We start from the raw sequence: 18,028 nt of genomic DNA on the forward strand, positions 1-18,028 counted from the left end.
GAGAATGAGCTTCATGAAACTGTTCTTTTCCAGCCAGCAAATGGCTCATCAACCCAAGCAATATATGATCAATGGCCGTATTACCGATCCTCTGGAAAATCCTGCACGCGCTCAGGCTTTGATAAGGGTGCTGACGGAATTAGGATTGTCAGAAGAAGCAACTGGCGACGCAGGCCTTGATCCCATCCTCGCTGTTCATGCCGATCACTATGTCGAATTTTTGCGAACGGCATATGACCGTTTCATGCAGTTGCCAAACCATGGTCCTGAGGTTCTACCCAATGTAAATGCATATCAGGGCGCCGGACAGGATTATACCGCCCGTCCGAGGCCAAGGCCGATCGGCGTACTCGGGCAAGCTGGCTGGTACATTAACGGGCTTTCCTGCGCGATGATGGAAAGTACCTATGCATCGGCTTATGCGTCTGTCCAAACCGCGATTTCCGCCGCAAATACTTTATTGAGCGGGGAGAAGGCGGCCTTTGCGCTCTGCCGTCCTCCGGGTCATCATGCTTATGCAGACCGTGCGGCTGGATTCTGCTATTTCAACAATGCTGCGATCATCGCGCAGCACTTACGTAAGCAACATGAGCGCGTCGCAATTATCGATTTCGATACGCATCATGGTGATGGAACGCAGGCGATATTCTACACGCGGAACGATGTTTTTTTCGGTTCAACTCATACTGATCCGTCGAATTATTATCCGCATTATAGCGGCTATGCCGATGAAACGGGTGCTGGTGCCGGTCTCGGTGCAAACCTTAATCTGCCATTGGCCGAAGGTAGCGGTGATGACGCTTTCATTGAAGCCAATCGAAAGCTTGCGGCAGCCGTAGCAGAGCACGGTGCGACGGCACTTGTCATTTCTGCCGGGTGGGATGCTCACCACGAAGATCCACTTTCAAAACTCGCAGTAACAACGGACGCCTATGCTGAGATAGGGGCGATCTGGGGGGCTGTCAGCCTGCCTACTGTAATTGTGCAAGAAGGTGGCTATTCGCTGAGCGCTGTGTCGGAAGCGGCACCACGTTTTATGGCCGCCTATCAGGCTAATCGGGCAATTTAGTTGTAGCGGTCGCTGTACCGCCTCATCGGGGAAAAACAGATGAATCAGATCGCAGCAAAGCGTCAGCCAATCCGGGCCGCAGTAGGAGCCTTCGTAGGCACCATGATCGAGTGGTACGATTTCTATATTTATGGAACGGCTGCAGCTCTGGTTTTCGGTGATGTTTTCTTTGCCTCTGAAGACCCTGTGATGGGCGTTCTTGCCTCTCTTGGCACATTCGCCATCGGGTTTGTTGCCCGGCCGTTTGGTGCGCTTCTGTTTGGCCATTTTGGTGACAAGGTGGGTCGTAAGAAATCGTTGATTATCACACTTCTCCTGATGGGTGCCGCAACAGTTCTGATCGGTGTTCTGCCGAGCTATCATTCCATAGGCGTTTCGGCAGCTGTCATGCTGGTTCTGTTGCGCTTGGTACAGGGCGTTGCTGTTGGGGGCGAATGGGGCGGGGCAGTATTGATTGCAGCCGAACATGCTCCGCCACGCTGGCGCACATTTCTCGCCTCCGCACCGCAGTACGGCAGCCCAATCGGATTAATTCTCGCAACACTCGCCTTCCGCACGGTTTCGGACCTGCCACAAGAGGACTTCCTGAGCTGGGGCTGGCGAATCCCGTTCCTGCTTAGCGGCATACTGATCATCTTTGCTTTCATCATTCGCGCAGGTATCAACGAGAGCCCTGAGCTCGAAGAGCGGCTGAAGGAGAAGTCTGTTCAAAACGTCATCCCGGCCAAGGAAATTTTCCTGACAAAAAAGAAACCCCTTTTACTTGGCATGGGGCTTTGTCTGCTGGGTGTTGCTGGCTTCTATTTCATCACAACGCTGATGATGACATTCACGACAACATCGCTCGGAATCAATCGCTCGGATATGCTTGAGCTGGTTTCCTGGGTTGGCGTAGTCGAACTCTTCGCATTTCCTGCTGGTTCATACATTGCCACCCGGTTTGGTGAGCGCTTCCTTCTGGTCGCGATGTCCGGAGCAGCATTGCTCTTCGCTGTACCGATGATGATGCTTATAATCACCGGCAATCTGACAAACATCTATATCGCAATTCTGGTTGCGACAGTATTCCTCGCTGCCCATTATGCGGTCATGGCGCCGTTCCTCACACGAGCGTTTCCGGTTCATTTGCGTTATACGGGCATTTCGCTGTGCTCGTCGCTCAGTGGTGCGATCTTCAGCGGCCTTACTCCTGTTATCGGCGTATGGCTTGTTCATGCCTATGGTGTTCAGTGGGCACCGCTTGCAGGCCTGTTCATCTTCATCGCTGGCATAAGCTTCATCTGCAGTATTTTCCTTCCTGTAGAGGATGCAGGGTCGGAATCTTTTGCAGCCCGTGCTGCCGAGAGAATGGGGGAGACTGTTACTAGTCCAGCCAAATCTTAAATTCTTCATCTTTCCCGAATAGGCGTGATTGTCACTTCGACAACATTGGGGAGAATTGTCTATGGCATTCAAACGTCACCTTCTGCCGGTTCTGCTTTTTCCATTGATTTGCTCTACTGCCTTGGCGGCCGTGAACGGAACTGTGAAATCCGTCACACTGTCTTCAGGTGGCCTGTCTGAAATTGTTCGCTCTGCCAATGTCGGTGACAATAGCGAGATCACGATCAACGTTCCCTTGGATCAGGTCGATGATATCCTGAAGAGCCTCATTATCAGGGATGCCAATGGCAAGGTTAAGAACCTGTCTCTGGCAGGACCCAGCCCGCTTGAAGAGACTTTTCGCACACTGCCCTTTACTGTCGATGATCTGAACTCGCTTCCCCGGCTGCTGAATGCGGTGAAAGGCACTGGTATTCGCGTTTCTGGCGCGCGCGAGGTAGAAGGCAGCATCCTTGGTGTTGAGTATCAAAACGGTGCCAATGGCGCACAAAATGCCGTACTTTTGTTGCTGACAGCCAAGCGGGAAATTGCAACGATCCCTCTCGATAACTCCATATCAATTGAAATTTTAGACAAGGTTCTGAACGACAAGATCGCAGACGCCACGCTGGTTGCCGGCAAGGCCACGGTAGATGGCTCGCGTACGATCAAGATCGAGTTGGATGGGCAGGGCACCCGAACAGTCGATATTTCATACGTTGTTTCGGCGCCAATCTGGAAAACCAGTTACCGGATGGTGACAGGTGAAAATGGTACTGCGCGGCTGCAGGCTTGGGCTATATTCGAGAATGCTTCCGGTGAAGACTGGAACGATGTTTCTATCGTGCTTTCTTCGGGAAAACCCGTAACGCTGAAACAGGCGCTGCACAGGCGTTACTGGAAAGATCGGACCGAGCTTGTCGTCGATACATCTGCGAAGAATCCCGCAATTGCAAGTCTAAGTGCATCACGCAGGCAAAAGCTTGTATCGGAACAGGATGCGGCAGCGGGTTATGCCGCTCCGGCTCCGGCAATGGAGATGCAGCAGGCACAAAGACCGATAGAGATGGCGCCTGCCTCGCAGGAAACGTCCGTTGACGAGCAGGAGGTTACGTCAAACTTTACCCTTCCGGGCCAGTTTGATTTGAAGAACGGGGAGACGATCTCTGTTCCTTTGATAGACAAAGACGTGAAAGCTGAGATGGTTTCCGTTTATCAGGTAGGTCGCAGCGGTGAGCATCCTACCGCTTCGGTTATGCTCGAAAATGACAGTGGTTCGAGTTTCCCGCAGGGCATATTGACCGTATATGATGGCAAGTCCGGATATGTCGGAGACGCCCAGATAGCAGGAATGCCGTCCGGTGAAAAACGGGCTGCCAGTTTCGCGCTTGATCAGAAAGTTTCCGTGGGTACTGAGGCAAAACCCCAGAGGATGATTACCTCGATTAAAGTAACCGATGGAATCATCCACGCAAAAACACTGCTGCGGGACGTGACGATATTCACGGTAAATGGCGCTGCGGATGGTGATCGAACCGTGCTGATTGAACAGCAGAAACGCCCGGGTTGGACATTCAAGGCTGAGAATACCGGCGATTCAACACTCACGCATGATCGTGTTCGCGTGGCCTTGAAAGCAGGTGAGACACGAACTGTCGAAACAATCAGTGAGCAGACCCAAGCTGAAGAATTCGCGTTATCGGATGCCGCCCCCCAAATGATTACAAGCTGGGCTGATGCCGCCGAAGATCCAGAAGTAAAAGGAAAGCTTAAAGAACTCTCTGAAGCCCGGATGAAACAGGTCGAGGCGCAAGAAGCGCTGGAAAATATTCAAAGGCAATATGATCAGGTTGCCGAGTCTCAGGATCGTACCCGCGAAAATCTGCGCGCTGTACCGAATGGCGACCTTCAGAGCAGGTATCTTGCACAGATGGGTCAGGAGGAAGATCGTCTCGGGGAACTGCGTAAGGAGCGTGACGCTGCGCAGGAGGTCATAGGCAAATTCGACAAGGATGTTACGCGAATAATTCGCACCTTCTGAACGAGGATTTCATTGGAGGTTGGTGTGCCGGTGCTGCATGGTTTTGTGTGCGTCCGGCATTCCAACTGTAAGCCTCAATATCAGACTATCGAGAACAATCAGGCTGCACTGTTCGAAAAGGCTTCCTCCAAACTGGACAGTTGCTTCTACGGGTATGTGCAGTGTGACGTCTGCAATCGCAGCCAGGGGACTTTTTGCTTGCCCGGTGAGCGCAAGAACGATCGCCCCTTCGGACTTGGCTATCCGGGCAAAATTCAAACTCACCGGTGTTTGGCCGGAAGCCGAGAGAATTAGTAGCCCGTCGTTTTTGCGTATCGACGGGGCAGAGGCTTCACCCACGAAATGAACTTTGCGCCCAATATGCATGAAGCGCATTGCAGCCATTTGCGCAGACAGGCCGGAGCGGCCTTGCCCGCCAAAGAACCAGCGGCGTTCCGTGTCCTCAAAAACCTGTGCCAGCCGGTCAAAGGATTTCGGATCTATTCGCGATAGGACTTCTGCCAATTCTTGACCAACGATCAGCCAGGGAGAATGAGCAACGGTCATGGGAGATACCTTAATGAAAGTGGTCAGTCATAAGTCCGGAAATCAGCTACGCCTGCGGGATTGCGTCAATGACAATGGATAGCGAACAGGGTGATATGCCATCGAACTGACATTCACCGGGCGATACTCACTGTCGTAAGCGATCTGATCAAGGGTAAGTACAGCCGCGGGGAGATCAAGTTGCAGGAACCCGGCTTCTGGCTCTGTCGCAAGTCTTGCACTCAGCGTTGACTGGCCACGCGCTGGAATGACGCCATAGCGTTCCTTGAACTCGGCATAGAGCGACCTGTTTCCAGTGCTCCAATCAATATCCAGAATGCCGGGTGTCAGGGCTTCATCAAACCAGTCACGCTGAACGACTACCGGCAAATTATCCAGAAAGCGCAGCCGCTCGATAAATACAACGTTTGAGCCTGAAGGAAGCCCAAGAGGGCGTGTAATGTCCGCGTCGCCTCGAATAATGTCTGCGGCGAGTAACTTCATTCCCGGCTTACGGTTATTGGCCTCGGCCGTCTCGGTAAAGCTTCGTACAATCTCGATCTCATAGGTCGGTTGAGGTTCGGTAACGTAAATACCCTTGCCAGCGCGGGTTTGTAGAAAGCCGAGATTCTCGAGATCCTTGACTGCTTGCCGGACTGTAATCCGGCTCACGCCATACAACGCTACCAACTCGCGTTCGGATGGCAGTTTGTCATTGACCGAGAGTTTCCCGCTTTCGATCATATTTTTCAGAACAGTTCGTAGCTGGACATAGAGCGGGTCGGGATGGTTTCGATCAACCGGATTCATCTGGCCTGTCCAGTGTGTTTCGTTCATCTTGAATCTTCACCCGTTTTTGTGCCGGAGCTATCTGGCAGATTGTTACGTCGCTTGTCGAGGCTATTGCATACAAGTTGCTTCAATCATGTTGACATAACTGGTTATGACCAGTAGCTATAGCATAGCGAGAGCATTGGAGCAATTCATGAAGTTGACTTTGGTTGGCGGCGGTGGGGTAAGAGCGCCGTTGTTTGTAGGGTCGGCACTTCGCCGGGCAGAGCAGAGCGGGCTGAAGGAAATTTGCCTGCAGGATATTAATGAGAACAAGCTCGAATTATTCGGGCGGATCAGTCAGGAATTGGGTCGCCGCACGCAATCACCCGTTAAAATCTCTATGACTACCAATGCGGAAAAAGCGTTGGAGGGTGCAGATTACGTTGTTACGACTGTACGTCCTGGTGATGAGGATGGCCGGATCAAGGACGAGCGGATTGCTCTCTCGCATGGTGTGCTGGGACAGGAAACAACCGGACCTGGCGGATTTGCCATGGCGCTGCGCAGTATTCCGGCAATTCTGGAATATGCGAAGCTTTTGAAGAAAGTCAGTCCAGATGCATGGCTTTTTAACTTCACCAATCCGGCTGGTCTTGTTGCCCAAGCTCTGCAGGATGAAGGATTTCATCGCACGATTGGCATTTGTGATGGTGCTAACGGAGCACAGGAGGCTTTGGCAAAGTGGTTCAAGGTTCCTCAAAATGATGTTCGTGCAGAAGTGGCTGGACTTAATCATCTGTCATTCACAAGAAGTGCAACGATAAACGGCAAAGAAGTTTTGCAACCCCTGCTGGATGACGATCGGTTTTTGAAGGCGACATCCCAGCGAATGTTTGATCCAGAGATTATCCGCAGGCAGCGGAACTGGATCAATGAATATCTCTATTACTACTACTACGCTGAAAAGGCTGTGGCCGCATTGAATTCCGATGCCCGCACTCGCGGCGAAGAAGTCAAGGACCTTAATCGGACATTGATAGAGACGCTTGGGGCAATCGACCTTGATAAGAATGCAGAAGAGGCGCTCAATCGTTATTACGCTTACGAGCGCCGGCGTAGCTCAACCTATATGCACTATGCGCTTGAAGATGCTCCAAGCATGGAAGAAGCGGACAGTCTGACAGACACGGGAAGCCACGAGGCTAACTCGGAAGAAGGTGAGGGCTATGCCGGCGTTGCGCTTAATCTGGTTGATGCGCTGCAAACCGGAAAGCCCTGCTACAGTGGCCTCAACGTTCGCAATGAGGGATCAATCGAGGGTCTGCGTTTTGACGATGTTGTGGAAGTAAGCTGTGTCGTTGACAAGGAAGGCATTCGCCCGTTGAGCATCGGAAAGATGCCGGAGCCGCAACTTCAACTTATCCAAAGCGTGAAGCAGTATGAAAGGTTGGCGGTAAGGGCGATCCGCGAGCGAAGCCGTGATATTGCCGTTGAAGCCCTGATGGCCCATCCGCTCGTGCTGTCGTATTCCCGTGCAGTTCCATTGGTCGACGAGTATCTTGCCGCTCATGCGCAATATGCCGGAGTATGGAAATGACCCTATCCACGCGATCAGGCTATGAAGTGATGGTCGTCGGCGAATATTATTTCGATCTCGTTTTTCGTGGTTTGCCGGATATCCCCAAAATGGGTGCAGATCTTTGGGCTCAGGAGTTTGACTGGGTGCCGGGGGCTGCATTTTCGACGGCCTTGGCACTGACACGTCTTGGCACAAATGCGGGTTGGTGGTGTGCTTTCGGTAACGACATCTTCAGTCGCATGATCATTGACGAAGCCCGGAAAGAGAACATCGACGATGGACTGTTTATCCATTTGGATAAGCCATGGCGGCGACTGAGTTCGGCTTTTTCGTTTACCGATGATCGCGGATTTATCAGTTACAGCGAAGATCGTGATCCGAGTCCGACGCCGGCTGATCTGGAACGGATACGACCGGGTGTGCTTCTGCTGCAGGGCTTCTCTCTTGATGATGAACGCACCGCGCTTATCGGCGCGGCACGCAACCTCGGCATTAAGATCTGTTCCGATTGCCAGCATATTGAAATGGATTTGTCGGCACCTGGCCTGATTGACGCTTTGCAGCGGATCGATGTCTTCCTACCCAACGAAACAGAAGCCAAGGCGCTGACCGGCGAAGCTGATATCGAAGCCGCGCTTGGGGTGCTTGCACAGTATTGCAAAACCGTTGTGATCAAGCGCGGCGCAGAAGGTGTTATCGCCAGCGACAATGGCCGTGTCTACCGGTTGCCAGCCTTGGCAGTCGATGTTTTTGACACAACGGGGGCTGGAGATTCTTTCAATGCAGGTTTTGTTCATGGCCTGCTGCACGAGCCGGACTTTGTGTCGGCTTTGGAAGTAGCCGTGATTTGCGGCTCGCTTGCAGTGACGGGATATGGTGGCAGGAACCTGCCATATCTTTCCGATCTTGACCGATACCGGCGGCGAAGCGCTGCCGGGTGATGACTCCAATCAATCAAGAAAAATAGGGAACGAACATGGGATACAAACTTAAACTGCTCGCAGGCCTCGCTCTTTTGACAGTTGCTGCGGCTCTGCCAGCCAAGGCAGAAACGATTTCGATGTTCTGCTCGGCCACGGATTATGAGCTATGTGAAGAGGGGGCTCAGAAATGGGCCAAATCTTCCGGCAACGAAGTCAAGATCAATCGTACTCCGCAAAATCTTGATGATGCCATTCCGATCTATCAGCAATTGTTTGCTTCCAAGTCTTCGGACGTCGACCTGCTCTATGTGGATGTGATTTGGCTGGGCATGATGAAGGACCACTTCTCTGACCTTGCGTCGTTTGTTCCTGAGACTGAGGTAAAGGCTCATTTTGCATCGGCAACAGACGCCGCACATATAGACAACAAGCTTGTTGCCATGCCCTTCTACATTGATACCGGGCTGATGTTCTATCGAAAGGATCTGCTGGAAAAATATGGCAAGCAGGCACCGAAGACCTGGGATGAACTCACCGCGACCGCCAAGGAAATTCAGGATGGTGAGCGCAAGGCTGGCAATGCTGATATGTGGGGTTACGCCTGGCAAGGCCGTAGCTACGAAGGACTGACATGCGATGCTGTGGAATGGATCGCGGCAGGCGGTGGCGGTACAATTCTTTCCGACAAAGGAGAGGTGACAATAAACAATCCGGCAACTGTCGCGGCACTCACGCGGGCGCGGGGCTGGATAGATACGATCTCTCCAAAGGGTGTTCTCAACTATGACGAAGAGAGCTCTCGCGCACTCTTTGAAAGCGGCAATGCCGTGTTCCACCGCAATTGGCCTTACGTCTGGGGAACATCCCAGGCACAGGGTGGCAAGCTGGTCGATAAGGTAGGTGTTTCTGCATTGCCGATCGGTGCGGAGGGGCAGAAATCGAGTGGTACGCTTGGTACAGCATATCTCGCCGTTTCGAAATACTCGACAAAGCAGGAAAAGGCCGCCGAACTATTGAGGTATATGGTGGGTCTTGAGGACCAGAAGATGCGGGCGATAAAGGGTGGATATAACCCAACGGTCGAGGCGCTCTATACTGACGCTGACGTACTCGCCAAGATACCATTCCTGCCTATGGCTAAAGCAGCTTTCGAAGAATCTGTTGCCCGCCCGTCAGCTGCGACCGGGAAAAACTATAACAGGATTTCCCGTACCTTCTATCGCGCGGTCCATGACATAATTTCCGGCACCAGCGACGTCGCAGAAGAAGTTGCACAGCTGGAAAAGAGACTGAAACGCGACGTGAAAGCCAACTGAAATTAATTGCCTGCGGATAATACCGCAGGCAATTCCTTCGATAGCCAAAGTTCATGCATTGCGAATTACAGATTAGCCAAGGGCAACATAATGGCCTCCGTCACATTGAAAGAAGTCAGCAAAAGCTTTGGAGCATTTGATGTGCTCCGCTCGATTGACCTCGATGTTGAGGACGGAGAATTCGTGGTTTTCGTGGGGCCATCTGGTTGCGGAAAATCAACCCTGCTGCGCGTTATCGCAGGATTGGTTCCGGTCTCGCAGGGAATTGTATCAATCGATGGGGAAGAAGTGACAGACGTACCGGCGTCCAAGCGGGGGGTTGCGTTCGTTTTTCAATCTTATGCACTTTATCCTCATATGAACGTGGCCAGAAACATCAGCTTCGCGCTTGAAACAGCGCGAATGACAAAGGCTGAGATTGGGCGGCGTCTGGCGAAGGTGGCCGATATGCTGAAAATCGGCCATCTTCTTGACCGTAAGCCAAAGCAACTTTCAGGTGGCCAGCGTCAGCGTGTCGCTATTGGACGGGCTTTGGTAAGCCAGCCCAAACTATTCCTCTTTGATGAGCCGCTTTCCAATCTTGATGCTGACTTGCGGATGGAGATGCGTTTCGAAATCGCCAAACTGCATACTGAAGTCGGCGCGACGATGATCTATGTTACCCATGATCAGACCGAGGCAATGACGCTTGCGGATCGGATAGTTATTCTCAATCACGGACGCATCGAACAGGTTGGCACGCCACGCGAACTTTATGATCACCCGGCAAACAAGTTCGTTGCAGGCTTCCTCGGTAGTCCGCGCATGAACTTTGCGCCCGCCAGAAGCGATGAACGCGGGCGCGTGATAACAGGCCCGGATGGGTTTGAGTTGAGCATTGATCAGTTGCGCGCGCAGAAGCCCACTACGTTGGGTCTCCGCCCAGAGGCACTGGAAATTGTATCTCCGGATAAAAGTGGCTGCATAAAAGGGATATTCGAACGCGTCGAAGACCTTGGTTACGAACAGATCGCGTATATCCGTTTGAGCGAAGATACGATCTGGACGGTGCGCTCCGGAGGGGTCATTCCAGCATATGCTTCTGGCTCCAGAATTGGATTGAGATGGAAGCCAGAGGATATCTATCTTTTCAATGATAAAGATCAGCGCATCGAAACAAGATCAACTCTGGAACCAGCAATTGTTGGAATAAGCCGGTGAAGAACAGGGAAACAACCATAGCGTGGGTTTTTCTCTTGCCGCTCCTGCTGGCACTTACGGCTGTTGCCGCATGGCCGCTGGCACGGAACATCTATTTCTCTTTCACGGATGCCTTTCTCGACAATCCTTCAGATTATAGTTTTGTCGGCTTTCAGAATTTTGTGACCGTTTTGGAAGATTCCATTTTCTGGGGCGCTGTACGCAATACGCTTGTTTTCACCCTTGTCTCTGTCGCTTTGGAGACGCTGCTTGGTTTCGCGATTGCCTTGCTGCTGCATCGTGCCTTCGCCGGACGCGGCTTGGTACGGGCGGCTATACTGGTTCCGTGGGCCATGCCGATGGTCGTATCCGCGAAGATTTGGGAGTGGATGTTCAATGACCAATTCGGCCTTATCAATAAAGCGCTGATCTGGTTGGGCTTCCTTGATAAAGGCATCGCGTGGACAGCCGATCCGTCGCTTATCCTTGGCACGGTCATCTTCATAGACGTGTGGGTCACAACGCCTTTTATGGTTTTGCTTATTCTCGCCGGTCTGCAGTTGATACCGGAAGAAATCTATGAGGCTGCAGAGGTTTCAGGAGTGCCTGCGTGGAAACGTCTTTGGTCGATCACCTTGCCGCTTGCTACACCCGCCATTGGGGTGGCGGTTCTTTTCCGGACGCTCGATGCGCTGCGCATGTTCGATCTGAGCTATGTCCTTGCCGCGAACAATGAGAAGGCAATGACCATGTCGATCTACGCGCGGGATCAATTGATCAGTTTTCAGGATCTGGGCGTAGGTTCTGCTGCGTCAACTTGGGTATTTCTTATAATAGGCCTGATTACGATCACTTTGGTGAGCATCCTTCGGCTTGACCGGAATACGGGTTAGCCGATGGCGCAAGGATCAAAACATTATTCCAACAGCACTTACCGCAAGCTGCGTTTGGCCAAACGCGCCTCACTTTATGCGGGTGTGTTGCTGGTGCTCGCCTATATGTTATTCCCCTATTATTGGGCAATTATTTCCTCGACCAAGACACGTGAAGACCTTTATTCTTTCAGCCTGCTGCCGTCACTGGATTTCAGTAATTACGTCACCCTGTATCATAACCCGATCTTCATCGGTGCAATCGTCAATTCAGCGTTTGTCGCGTTGACCAGCAGCCTGATCTCCCTCGTAATCAGCATCCTTGCTGCCTACGCGCTAGGCCGGATGCATTTTCGGTTTTCCCGCACAGTTCTGATCTGTGTTCTGATGATTTCAGTGTTCCCTCAGGTCGTGGTTTTGTCAGGTATGTTCGAGGTAATTGGTTGGCTCGGTTTCTATAACCGGCCTACCGCGCTCGTCTTCTCCTATCTCCTGTTGGTGTTGCCCTTTACGACGTGGGTTCTGACAAGCTTCATTCGCGACCTGCCGCAGGAATTGGAAGAAGCTGCGCTGATTGATGGCTGTTCCCGGCTGAGAATACTCACGCATGTACTCCTTCCTCTTATGGGCCCAGCCATTGCAAGCACTGGCCTGCTTGCCTTCATTCTTTCATGGAATGAATTTCTGTTTGCCCTGACGTTCATTCTCACCGATGAGAACCGTACCGTTCCTGTCGCCATGGGATTGCTCACGGGAAGCAGCCGTTACGAGTATCCATTCGGTCAGGTAATGGCTGCATCAGTCACGGTAACGCTTCCGCTTCTCATTCTGGTTTTGATGTTCCAACGAAAAATCGTGTCCGGTCTGACAGCTGGTGCGGTGAAGGGGTGATCATGGCAACTCATAAAAGTCTGCATAGCCTGAACGAATACTTTGCTCCGACGCTTGTTGAGCAGCATGGACATCTGCCATCCGCCCATGAGGAAGTCAGCTCCTTATTGGCACTCACTCCTCCATTGAAATGTACAGAGTGCGATACTTTGCAGTTGTTCCTTGCCAAGGAAGCGGAAGATCTTGCACCAATTCACTGCCCTGAATGCGGTGCATTTGTGTGCACTTGGAAAGACATCGTAAAAAGTCATATTGCGTCCGAGCTATAATCGTTATTCACGATAACAATCGGCACTCACAAAACACGTATAGTCCAAAACGCACCCTCCTGCTCGCGTGCCTTGGCAATTTATCGCGTCACTATCGCGTCACGCTCACGGGCGTAAGGGCAACGACAGGCAAGTAGATAATCAGAGAAACAGATCAGTTTTGGCACCCGTGCCAAGATAAATCCCCCTTGCCAAGGTGATCGAGGCCCGAATGGTAAATCATGTATTTCAGTCCATCACTTTGAAAAACAGCCAGATCGGGAGAATGGAAACCATATCTTCAATAGGCGAGGCAGAGGCCTTCCTGCTTTCGGGATGGCCCAGAAAAAAGTCACCTCTACACTTGGAGGCGCGCGTTGCTTGCTACGAAGCTCAATCGGGGCTTGTGTCGGTCGAAACCGCCCGGTTAATTTTCGTGGAAGCTGCAATCGAAGCAGATATTTTTATCCCGGAGGAACATTCGCAGCGGGTAGCAAATGGCTTGAAATAGCGACCGAAGACGACAAGCGCTCAGGCGAGCGATCGTCGTCCCAAATCTTTAGCTATTATCGCCCCCACCGGAATGGGCAAATTCAAAGATAATCAAGAATAGCTGTCGCGCCTTCTGCCGAAGACGCTCAACTCTATTCAAGGTTAGGCATTTGCCCGCTGCTTACTCGCATCCAATCCGATTTTCTTTTCGGTGGTCACCTTGGTGATTTCCGCGGACTTGGTTATCGCTAAATCAAATGCATCGGTCATAGCGGCAATGGCGTCAGCGGAGCTGCCAGAAAGACCGCCTTTAGCTGCCCACTCAAAGTTCCAAACGCCAGAAAGCCCATCAGCTCCAGCGACATCGTGAGTCTCGATTGCCGTATAAACATCGTTGTGCTTCAACATGTAGTCTGCAGCGGCTGAAACAGTGGGCGGTGTATTTTGGGTATTTTTTGCCAACTGGCCTAGCCCGTCTTTATTGATCGCTGACTGCCCATTCTGCTTCAAGTAATCCACGAGAATTTGACTGGCCTTTGCAGCATTCAGATTTGATTCAAAATTTGAGGAGACCGGTTCCTTAGATGTATTCACGATGTTAGATGGTATAGCCGTTACAGACATATTACACCCCTGTTGCGCCGTCGAACCACTGCCAATATTCGTAACAGTAATGAAAACTGCTCTCGCACATTTCCATTATTACTGTTAAATTGAAGGTTAAATTCAAAATCAAACTATTGCTGCAAATCTAATCTGGTATTTTAAAAACAAACAACTGCCCCAACTCGATAATTTCCGCCAGCAAAGTATAAATTTTTGTTTGCAAACGGTCCTTCTGGTTTGGAGAAAATATTCGTTTCATATGAGGAGTAGGTCATCCCACACAGGCAAGATTAATGACATATCATACCATGGCATCGAGCATTTGGATGCGTACGTTGGAAAGGGCTTGGAATAGGTATTTTCCCTGATGAACTCAGCAAATGTAAGTTGTCGTTGGTTCTGAGGTAGGAAATATCCTCCCAACCGGGGAGTTGTGAGTTCCCTCTTCCTTAAGGCGATAAAATCGCATGGCTAATCTGCGGGAAGTCTTGCAACACGGACCGGGCGGATGTCATGTAAGCGTCTGGCGGAGAGAGCGGGATTCGAACCCGCGTTACGCTATTAACGTAAACACACTTTCCAGGCGTGCGCCTTCAACCACTCGGCCACCTCTCCGCAATACGTCGGCATGTGGCCGATCGGGTCAATTATTTGCAATCGGGGAGCCCGGCTGCAAGAGCACCGTCAACCGTCGGCCACTCAATCTTCGGTAATAGGCACAGTGCTCTGCGATGGTTAGTCGGCAGCTACCCGTGCGGCGCGCACTATAGCCAGAACAAGCACTTCTTCAACTCCTAATTCAACATATTTTCATTTCATGCCCGTATATCCATTTTAACATTTATTTACAGTAGCTTAGCTACTCCATATTGTGTCGGAAGCTCCTTGCGCCCCATCACTCGCGCTTCCATCTCCAATTAAACAAGGTCGTACCCGTCTCCAGAAAGCGATTCCGGTTTCCCGGGTTTTGCATTAGAGGATAGATAATAAGCGGTTCAAATTCTTTAGAGTCGAATGAACTGCGCAGATCTTGGAGAAGAATGTTGTTACGGTTCACTTGCAGGCTCTTGGCCTATATCTGTCTTAGCTTCGCTATCATTGCCGCTGTGCTGGATGCAGCCAGATCCGTGGGCGAATCCAATCTGGTCATAACTTCGCTCAAAGACAGCTGGCAATCGGTCGCGGCCAATTCACTTGCACTTGTGGAAACCAGCATCAGAACCCATCTATATGGCATATTCTGGGACCCGCTGATGCTTTGGGTACTGGAAGCGCCTACGGTCATCGTCTTCGCGCTGCTTGCCCTGTTGTTATATGCGATAGGTTACAGACGTTCGGACCGGGCAGGCAGGTTCGCGGCCCGTTAAAGCATCGCCAATGCCCATTTATCCGGAGGGAACGCAATGTCGATATTCAGTATGCTGAGCAGGAAATCCGAAATGCCAACGGCAGAACAGGCGCTTCCCGGGCGTAGTTCGCCGCTTCCAACTGCGGAAACCCACTTTGTCAGCGGTCTACCGTTAAAGGGGCCATGGCCCGATAATATGCAGACCGCGATGTTCGGAATGGGATGCTTTTGGGGTGTGGAACGGCTGTTCTGGCAGGTTCCAGGTGTTTATCTTACTGCAGTAGGCTATGCTGGCGGAATTACCCCGAACCCGACCTATCAGGAAACTTGCACCGGTCGTACAGGACACAATGAGGTGGTATTGGTCGTTTTCGATCCTGCTGTTGTCTCTTACGAAGAGCTGTTGACGTTGTTTTGGGAAGAGCACGATCCAACGCAAGGTATGCGGCAGGGAAATGATGTCGGAACAACATATCGCTCAGGTATATATACTTTTACGCCAGAGCAGCAGGCTGCCGCTGAAACAAGTCGCGACGCCTATCAGAAAGCGCTTGCCGCAGCAAACCGTGGAACAATAACCACCGAGATTATAGAAGCACCTACATTCTATTATGCGGAAGATTACCATCAGCAATATCTTGCCAAAAATCCGGATGGTTATTGCGGGCTACGTGGAACAGGTGTTTCCTGTCCCATAACAGGTCTAAAGGTCGCCGGTTGATCGGTTTAGGGATTTTCCAGCCGTTTTTTGATCAGCTGGCAAAATTCCGCGTGAATTTTGCTTGATAGCGTGCAAGATTGAGATCGGTGCGGCGGGTTGAATGCCTTGCTGCAATGGTCCAAGTCACGGCAGAAAGCTGTGTCTTCAAACAAAATCCAGAGGGTTGCTATCAAATGAAGCGTATTGTTTTTGGTTTTCTGGCTGCTACGGCATTGCCCCTGATATCGCTTGGCGCAGCTAACGCTGCAGACGACAAGCCTGCGCTGATTTATGATCTTGGCGGCAAGTTCGATAAATCATTCAACGAAGCTGCATTCAACGGTGCTGAAAAATATACAGCCGATTCCGGTGTGAAGTATCGTGAGTTTGAAATTCAGAACGAAGCGCAGCGTGAACAGGCGTTGCGTAAGTTTGCATCGGATGGCAATTCGCCGATCGTTATCGCAGGCTTTTCCGCTGCTGCCGCAATCGAAAAGGTCTCCGGGGAATTCCCCGACACCAAATTCGTCATTATCGACGCCGAAGTTAAACAGCCGAATGTTCGCTCGGTCATATTCAATGACAATGAAGGTTCTTATCTGGTTGGCGTTATCGCAGCCAAGTCTTCCAAGACAGGCACGGTCAGCTTCATTGGTGGGATGGACGTTCCCCTGATCCGCAATTTTGCTTGCGGATATGTTGGCGGTGTGAAAGCTACAAATGCGGATGCCAAAGTCATCCAGAACATGACTGGTGATACACCTGCTGCCTGGAATGACCCGTCCAAGGGCGGCGAAATTGCAAAGTCCCAGATGGACCAGGGCTCTGACGTCATTTTCGCAGCAGCAGGCGGCACTGGTATTGGCGTTCTTCAGGCCGCAGCAGATGCGGATAAGCTCAGCATCGGCGTTGACTCCAATCAGAACGGATTGCATCCGGGCAAGGTGTTGACGTCAATGCTCAAGCGGGTTGATGTTGCAACGTACAACGCATTCAAGGATGGTGCCGACGGCAAGTTCACCGCAGGCGTCAGCTATCTTGGTGTCAAGGATGGCGGTGTTGATTACGCTGTCGACGACAACAATGCCACGCTGATAACAGATGATGTCAAGAAAGCCGTCGAGGCTGCCAAGGCCGATATCATCTCGGGTAAGGTCAAGGTCCACAGCTATTTTTCGGACAATGCCTGCCCCTATAAATAATCTGCATACATAGGTAAAAGCCGTCGGTTACATGACCGGCGGCTTTTTTAATGATTTCTGCAAAATCCACATTCCAGCATTTTCGTCACGCAGCTCTTCGAATTTTTGCCAGCCCATGCGCTCATAATATCCTGTCTCTCCCGTATAGAGATAAAGCTGCTTATGGCCTTGCTGCATTGCAGCCTGTTCGGTTGCCTCGACCATCGCTTTACCGACGCCGATCAACCGCATTTCAGGCGTGACGTAGAGGCTTGCAAGCCAAGGCTTCAGATGAGGGTGGCTCTCAAGTTCATTGTCGATCAACAATGACAGGCCGACTGGTAGGCCCGAAACAAACCCTACGAGGGCTTTCTGGTGGCTATTGGGATCAAGGAAGCCAAGAAATCCTTCGATTATTTCCTCCCTGCTTCGACCGCCATCGCGTCCCCAAGCCTCATAATTCCATCGCGCGCATAAGGGCACGAGTTCAGGGTGATGCTCGAGGAGCTCTACTTTTGTAATCATCTAATAATGGGGTGGTTTGGTTACGGGGATATCGGCGGCGGTCTGCTCTTCCAGTACAAGAAAACGGTCGGTCAAAGCGTCGAGCTTGCGCCGCATGGTCTCCAGAACCTTCCATTGTTCCGCAAGTTGGCCGGAAAGCTCATCAATGGTTTTCTCTTGCTCGGTCACAAGAATTTCGAGCCCTGTAAGGCGGTCACTGCTTTGAGCTGTCATACCAGTCTCCGTTTGCTCTTTTCTATCCCGAGCTTTGATATTTGAACAAGTTGATACCCATTGCGTCAAGGCATGAAGAGATGATAGCGGCTGTTGAATGTTGCTTTTCTTGACTGGAAAGAAAAAATTCCCGTGTTAGGGTCCTAAGCTTCGAAAAACAACAAAAGCTGATCAACAGCGGATG

19 protein-coding genes and 1 tRNA gene are annotated in these 18,028 nt (G+C 51.3%); 14 read left to right on the forward strand and 6 right to left on the reverse strand.

The window, feature by feature from the left end; all coding sequences use genetic code 11:
• The first annotated feature begins 13 nt into the window (after nucleotides 1-13).
• From ABKW30_RS04510 to ABKW30_RS04520, 3 genes are all read left to right on the forward strand, one after another.
• On the forward strand, nucleotides 14-1,069 hold the full coding sequence (locus ABKW30_RS04510) for a histone deacetylase family protein (protein ID WP_348596923.1): 1,056 nt from the start codon (nucleotides 14-16) through the stop codon (nucleotides 1,067-1,069).
• Between the two features lie 39 nt (nucleotides 1,070-1,108).
• Nucleotides 1,109-2,452: an MFS transporter gene (locus tag ABKW30_RS04515; protein WP_348596924.1), complete on the forward strand. Its 1,344-nt coding sequence runs from the start codon at nucleotides 1,109-1,111 to the stop codon at nucleotides 2,450-2,452.
• Nucleotides 2,453-2,513: 61 nt separating this feature from the next.
• Nucleotides 2,514-4,472, forward strand: a complete 1,959-nt coding sequence (locus ABKW30_RS04520) for a DUF4139 domain-containing protein (RefSeq protein WP_348596925.1) — start codon at nucleotides 2,514-2,516, stop codon at nucleotides 4,470-4,472.
• A 9-nt stretch (nucleotides 4,473-4,481) separates the two neighbouring features.
• Here the strand turns inward: ABKW30_RS04520 and ABKW30_RS04525 are convergent, their stop codons facing one another.
• Both ABKW30_RS04525 and ABKW30_RS04530 read right to left on the reverse strand, forming a co-directional pair.
• Complete coding sequence (locus tag ABKW30_RS04525) at nucleotides 4,482-5,018, reverse strand: SIS domain-containing protein (protein WP_348596927.1); 537 nt, start codon at nucleotides 5,016-5,018, stop codon at nucleotides 4,482-4,484.
• Between the two features lie 42 nt (nucleotides 5,019-5,060).
• On the reverse strand, nucleotides 5,061-5,834 hold the full coding sequence (locus tag ABKW30_RS04530) for a GntR family transcriptional regulator (RefSeq protein WP_348596929.1): 774 nt from the start codon (nucleotides 5,832-5,834) through the stop codon (nucleotides 5,061-5,063).
• A 148-nt stretch (nucleotides 5,835-5,982) separates the two neighbouring features.
• Here ABKW30_RS04530 and ABKW30_RS04535 point away from each other — a divergent pair, with 148 nt between their 5' ends.
• From ABKW30_RS04535 to ABKW30_RS04570, 8 genes are all read left to right on the forward strand, one after another.
• Nucleotides 5,983-7,368, forward strand: a complete 1,386-nt coding sequence (locus ABKW30_RS04535) for a 6-phospho-beta-glucosidase (protein WP_348596931.1) — start codon at nucleotides 5,983-5,985, stop codon at nucleotides 7,366-7,368.
• Nucleotides 7,365-8,291: a PfkB family carbohydrate kinase gene (locus ABKW30_RS04540; RefSeq protein WP_348596933.1), complete on the forward strand. Its 927-nt coding sequence runs from the start codon at nucleotides 7,365-7,367 to the stop codon at nucleotides 8,289-8,291. The genes ABKW30_RS04535 and ABKW30_RS04540 overlap by 4 nt, the downstream gene beginning before the upstream one ends.
• Before the next feature lie 35 nt (nucleotides 8,292-8,326).
• The gene (locus ABKW30_RS04545; protein ID WP_348596935.1) at nucleotides 8,327-9,589 is read left to right on the forward strand and encodes an ABC transporter substrate-binding protein; all 1,263 of its coding nucleotides are present in this window, start codon (nucleotides 8,327-8,329) and stop codon (nucleotides 9,587-9,589) included.
• Nucleotides 9,590-9,679: 90 nt separating this feature from the next.
• On the forward strand, nucleotides 9,680-10,789 hold the full coding sequence (locus ABKW30_RS04550) for an ABC transporter ATP-binding protein (protein ID WP_348596937.1): 1,110 nt from the start codon (nucleotides 9,680-9,682) through the stop codon (nucleotides 10,787-10,789).
• Entirely contained in the window at nucleotides 10,786-11,661 is an 876-nt protein-coding gene (locus ABKW30_RS04555; RefSeq protein ID WP_348596939.1) for a sugar ABC transporter permease, read from the forward strand. The genes ABKW30_RS04550 and ABKW30_RS04555 overlap by 4 nt, the downstream gene beginning before the upstream one ends.
• Nucleotides 11,662-11,664: 3 nt before the next feature.
• Nucleotides 11,665-12,531: a carbohydrate ABC transporter permease gene (locus tag ABKW30_RS04560; RefSeq protein ID WP_348596941.1), complete on the forward strand. Its 867-nt coding sequence runs from the start codon at nucleotides 11,665-11,667 to the stop codon at nucleotides 12,529-12,531.
• A gap of 2 nt (nucleotides 12,532-12,533) precedes the next feature.
• Nucleotides 12,534-12,800 carry a hypothetical protein gene (locus tag ABKW30_RS04565; RefSeq protein WP_348596942.1) on the forward strand — a complete coding sequence of 89 codons (267 nt, stop codon included), beginning with the start codon at nucleotides 12,534-12,536 and terminating at the stop codon, nucleotides 12,798-12,800.
• Between the two features lie 211 nt (nucleotides 12,801-13,011).
• On the forward strand, nucleotides 13,012-13,290 hold the full coding sequence (locus ABKW30_RS04570) for a DUF982 domain-containing protein (protein ID WP_348596943.1): 279 nt from the start codon (nucleotides 13,012-13,014) through the stop codon (nucleotides 13,288-13,290).
• A 143-nt stretch (nucleotides 13,291-13,433) separates the two neighbouring features.
• Here the strand turns inward: ABKW30_RS04570 and ABKW30_RS04575 are convergent, their stop codons facing one another.
• The gene (locus ABKW30_RS04575) at nucleotides 13,434-13,895 is read right to left on the reverse strand and encodes a hypothetical protein (protein ID WP_348596945.1); all 462 of its coding nucleotides are present in this window, start codon (nucleotides 13,893-13,895) and stop codon (nucleotides 13,434-13,436) included.
• Nucleotides 13,896-14,401: 506 nt separating this feature from the next.
• Nucleotides 14,402-14,492: transfer RNA gene (locus ABKW30_RS04580), tRNA-Ser, on the reverse strand.
• A 425-nt stretch (nucleotides 14,493-14,917) separates the two neighbouring features.
• On the opposite strand from ABKW30_RS04580, the gene ABKW30_RS04585 reads away from it, so the two are divergent.
• From ABKW30_RS04585 to ABKW30_RS04595, 3 genes are all read left to right on the forward strand, one after another.
• On the forward strand, nucleotides 14,918-15,244 hold the full coding sequence (locus ABKW30_RS04585) for a hypothetical protein (protein WP_348596947.1): 327 nt from the start codon (nucleotides 14,918-14,920) through the stop codon (nucleotides 15,242-15,244).
• A gap of 36 nt (nucleotides 15,245-15,280) precedes the next feature.
• Nucleotides 15,281-15,946, forward strand: coding sequence for a peptide-methionine (S)-S-oxide reductase MsrA (gene msrA, locus ABKW30_RS04590; protein ID WP_348596949.1), 666 nt, complete (start codon nucleotides 15,281-15,283; stop codon nucleotides 15,944-15,946).
• Nucleotides 15,947-16,119: 173 nt separating this feature from the next.
• A complete protein-coding gene (locus tag ABKW30_RS04595) occupies nucleotides 16,120-17,127 on the forward strand; it encodes a BMP family ABC transporter substrate-binding protein (protein ID WP_348596951.1) in 1,008 nt (335 codons plus the stop codon).
• 27 nt (nucleotides 17,128-17,154) lie between these two features.
• On the opposite strand, the gene ABKW30_RS04600 is transcribed toward ABKW30_RS04595, so the two are convergent.
• The gene (locus ABKW30_RS04600) at nucleotides 17,155-17,631 is read right to left on the reverse strand and encodes a GNAT family N-acetyltransferase (protein ID WP_348596953.1); all 477 of its coding nucleotides are present in this window, start codon (nucleotides 17,629-17,631) and stop codon (nucleotides 17,155-17,157) included.
• Nucleotides 17,632-17,844, reverse strand: a complete 213-nt coding sequence (locus ABKW30_RS04605; protein WP_348596955.1) for a SlyX family protein — start codon at nucleotides 17,842-17,844, stop codon at nucleotides 17,632-17,634.
• Between the last annotated feature and the right edge of the window lie 184 nt (nucleotides 17,845-18,028).

It is taken from the genome of Phyllobacterium sp. SB3 (assembly GCF_040009165.1).
Lineage (GTDB): Bacteria > Pseudomonadota > Alphaproteobacteria > Rhizobiales > Rhizobiaceae > Phyllobacterium.

What these genes read in the sequence shown, in the direction of transcription:
- ABKW30_RS04510 (WP_348596923.1), top strand. Translation starts at nt 14, where the DNA reads ATGAAACTGTTCTTTTCCAGCCAGCAAATGGCTCATCAACCCAAGCAA.
- ABKW30_RS04515 (WP_348596924.1), top strand. Translation starts at nt 1,109, where the DNA reads ATGAATCAGATCGCAGCAAAGCGTCAGCCAATCCGGGCCGCAGTAGGA.
- ABKW30_RS04520 (WP_348596925.1), top strand. Translation starts at nt 2,514, where the DNA reads ATGGCATTCAAACGTCACCTTCTGCCGGTTCTGCTTTTTCCATTGATT.
- ABKW30_RS04525 (WP_348596927.1), bottom strand. Translation starts at nt 5,018, where the DNA reads ATGACCGTTGCTCATTCTCCCTGGCTGATCGTTGGTCAAGAATTGGCA.
- ABKW30_RS04530 (WP_348596929.1), bottom strand. Translation starts at nt 5,834, where the DNA reads ATGAACGAAACACACTGGACAGGCCAGATGAATCCGGTTGATCGAAAC.
- ABKW30_RS04535 (WP_348596931.1), top strand. Translation starts at nt 5,983, where the DNA reads ATGAAGTTGACTTTGGTTGGCGGCGGTGGGGTAAGAGCGCCGTTGTTT.
- ABKW30_RS04540 (WP_348596933.1), top strand. Translation starts at nt 7,365, where the DNA reads ATGACCCTATCCACGCGATCAGGCTATGAAGTGATGGTCGTCGGCGAA.
- ABKW30_RS04545 (WP_348596935.1), top strand. Translation starts at nt 8,327, where the DNA reads ATGGGATACAAACTTAAACTGCTCGCAGGCCTCGCTCTTTTGACAGTT.
- ABKW30_RS04550 (WP_348596937.1), top strand. Translation starts at nt 9,680, where the DNA reads ATGGCCTCCGTCACATTGAAAGAAGTCAGCAAAAGCTTTGGAGCATTT.
- ABKW30_RS04560 (WP_348596941.1), top strand. Translation starts at nt 11,665, where the DNA reads ATGGCGCAAGGATCAAAACATTATTCCAACAGCACTTACCGCAAGCTG.
- ABKW30_RS04565 (WP_348596942.1), top strand. Translation starts at nt 12,534, where the DNA reads ATGGCAACTCATAAAAGTCTGCATAGCCTGAACGAATACTTTGCTCCG.
- ABKW30_RS04570 (WP_348596943.1), top strand. Translation starts at nt 13,012, where the DNA reads ATGGTAAATCATGTATTTCAGTCCATCACTTTGAAAAACAGCCAGATC.
- ABKW30_RS04575 (WP_348596945.1), bottom strand. Translation starts at nt 13,895, where the DNA reads ATGTCTGTAACGGCTATACCATCTAACATCGTGAATACATCTAAGGAA.
- ABKW30_RS04585 (WP_348596947.1), top strand. Translation starts at nt 14,918, where the DNA reads ATGTTGTTACGGTTCACTTGCAGGCTCTTGGCCTATATCTGTCTTAGC.
- msrA (WP_348596949.1), top strand. Translation starts at nt 15,281, where the DNA reads ATGTCGATATTCAGTATGCTGAGCAGGAAATCCGAAATGCCAACGGCA.
- ABKW30_RS04595 (WP_348596951.1), top strand. Translation starts at nt 16,120, where the DNA reads ATGAAGCGTATTGTTTTTGGTTTTCTGGCTGCTACGGCATTGCCCCTG.
- ABKW30_RS04600 (WP_348596953.1), bottom strand. Translation starts at nt 17,631, where the DNA reads ATGATTACAAAAGTAGAGCTCCTCGAGCATCACCCTGAACTCGTGCCC.
- ABKW30_RS04605 (WP_348596955.1), bottom strand. Translation starts at nt 17,844, where the DNA reads ATGACAGCTCAAAGCAGTGACCGCCTTACAGGGCTCGAAATTCTTGTG.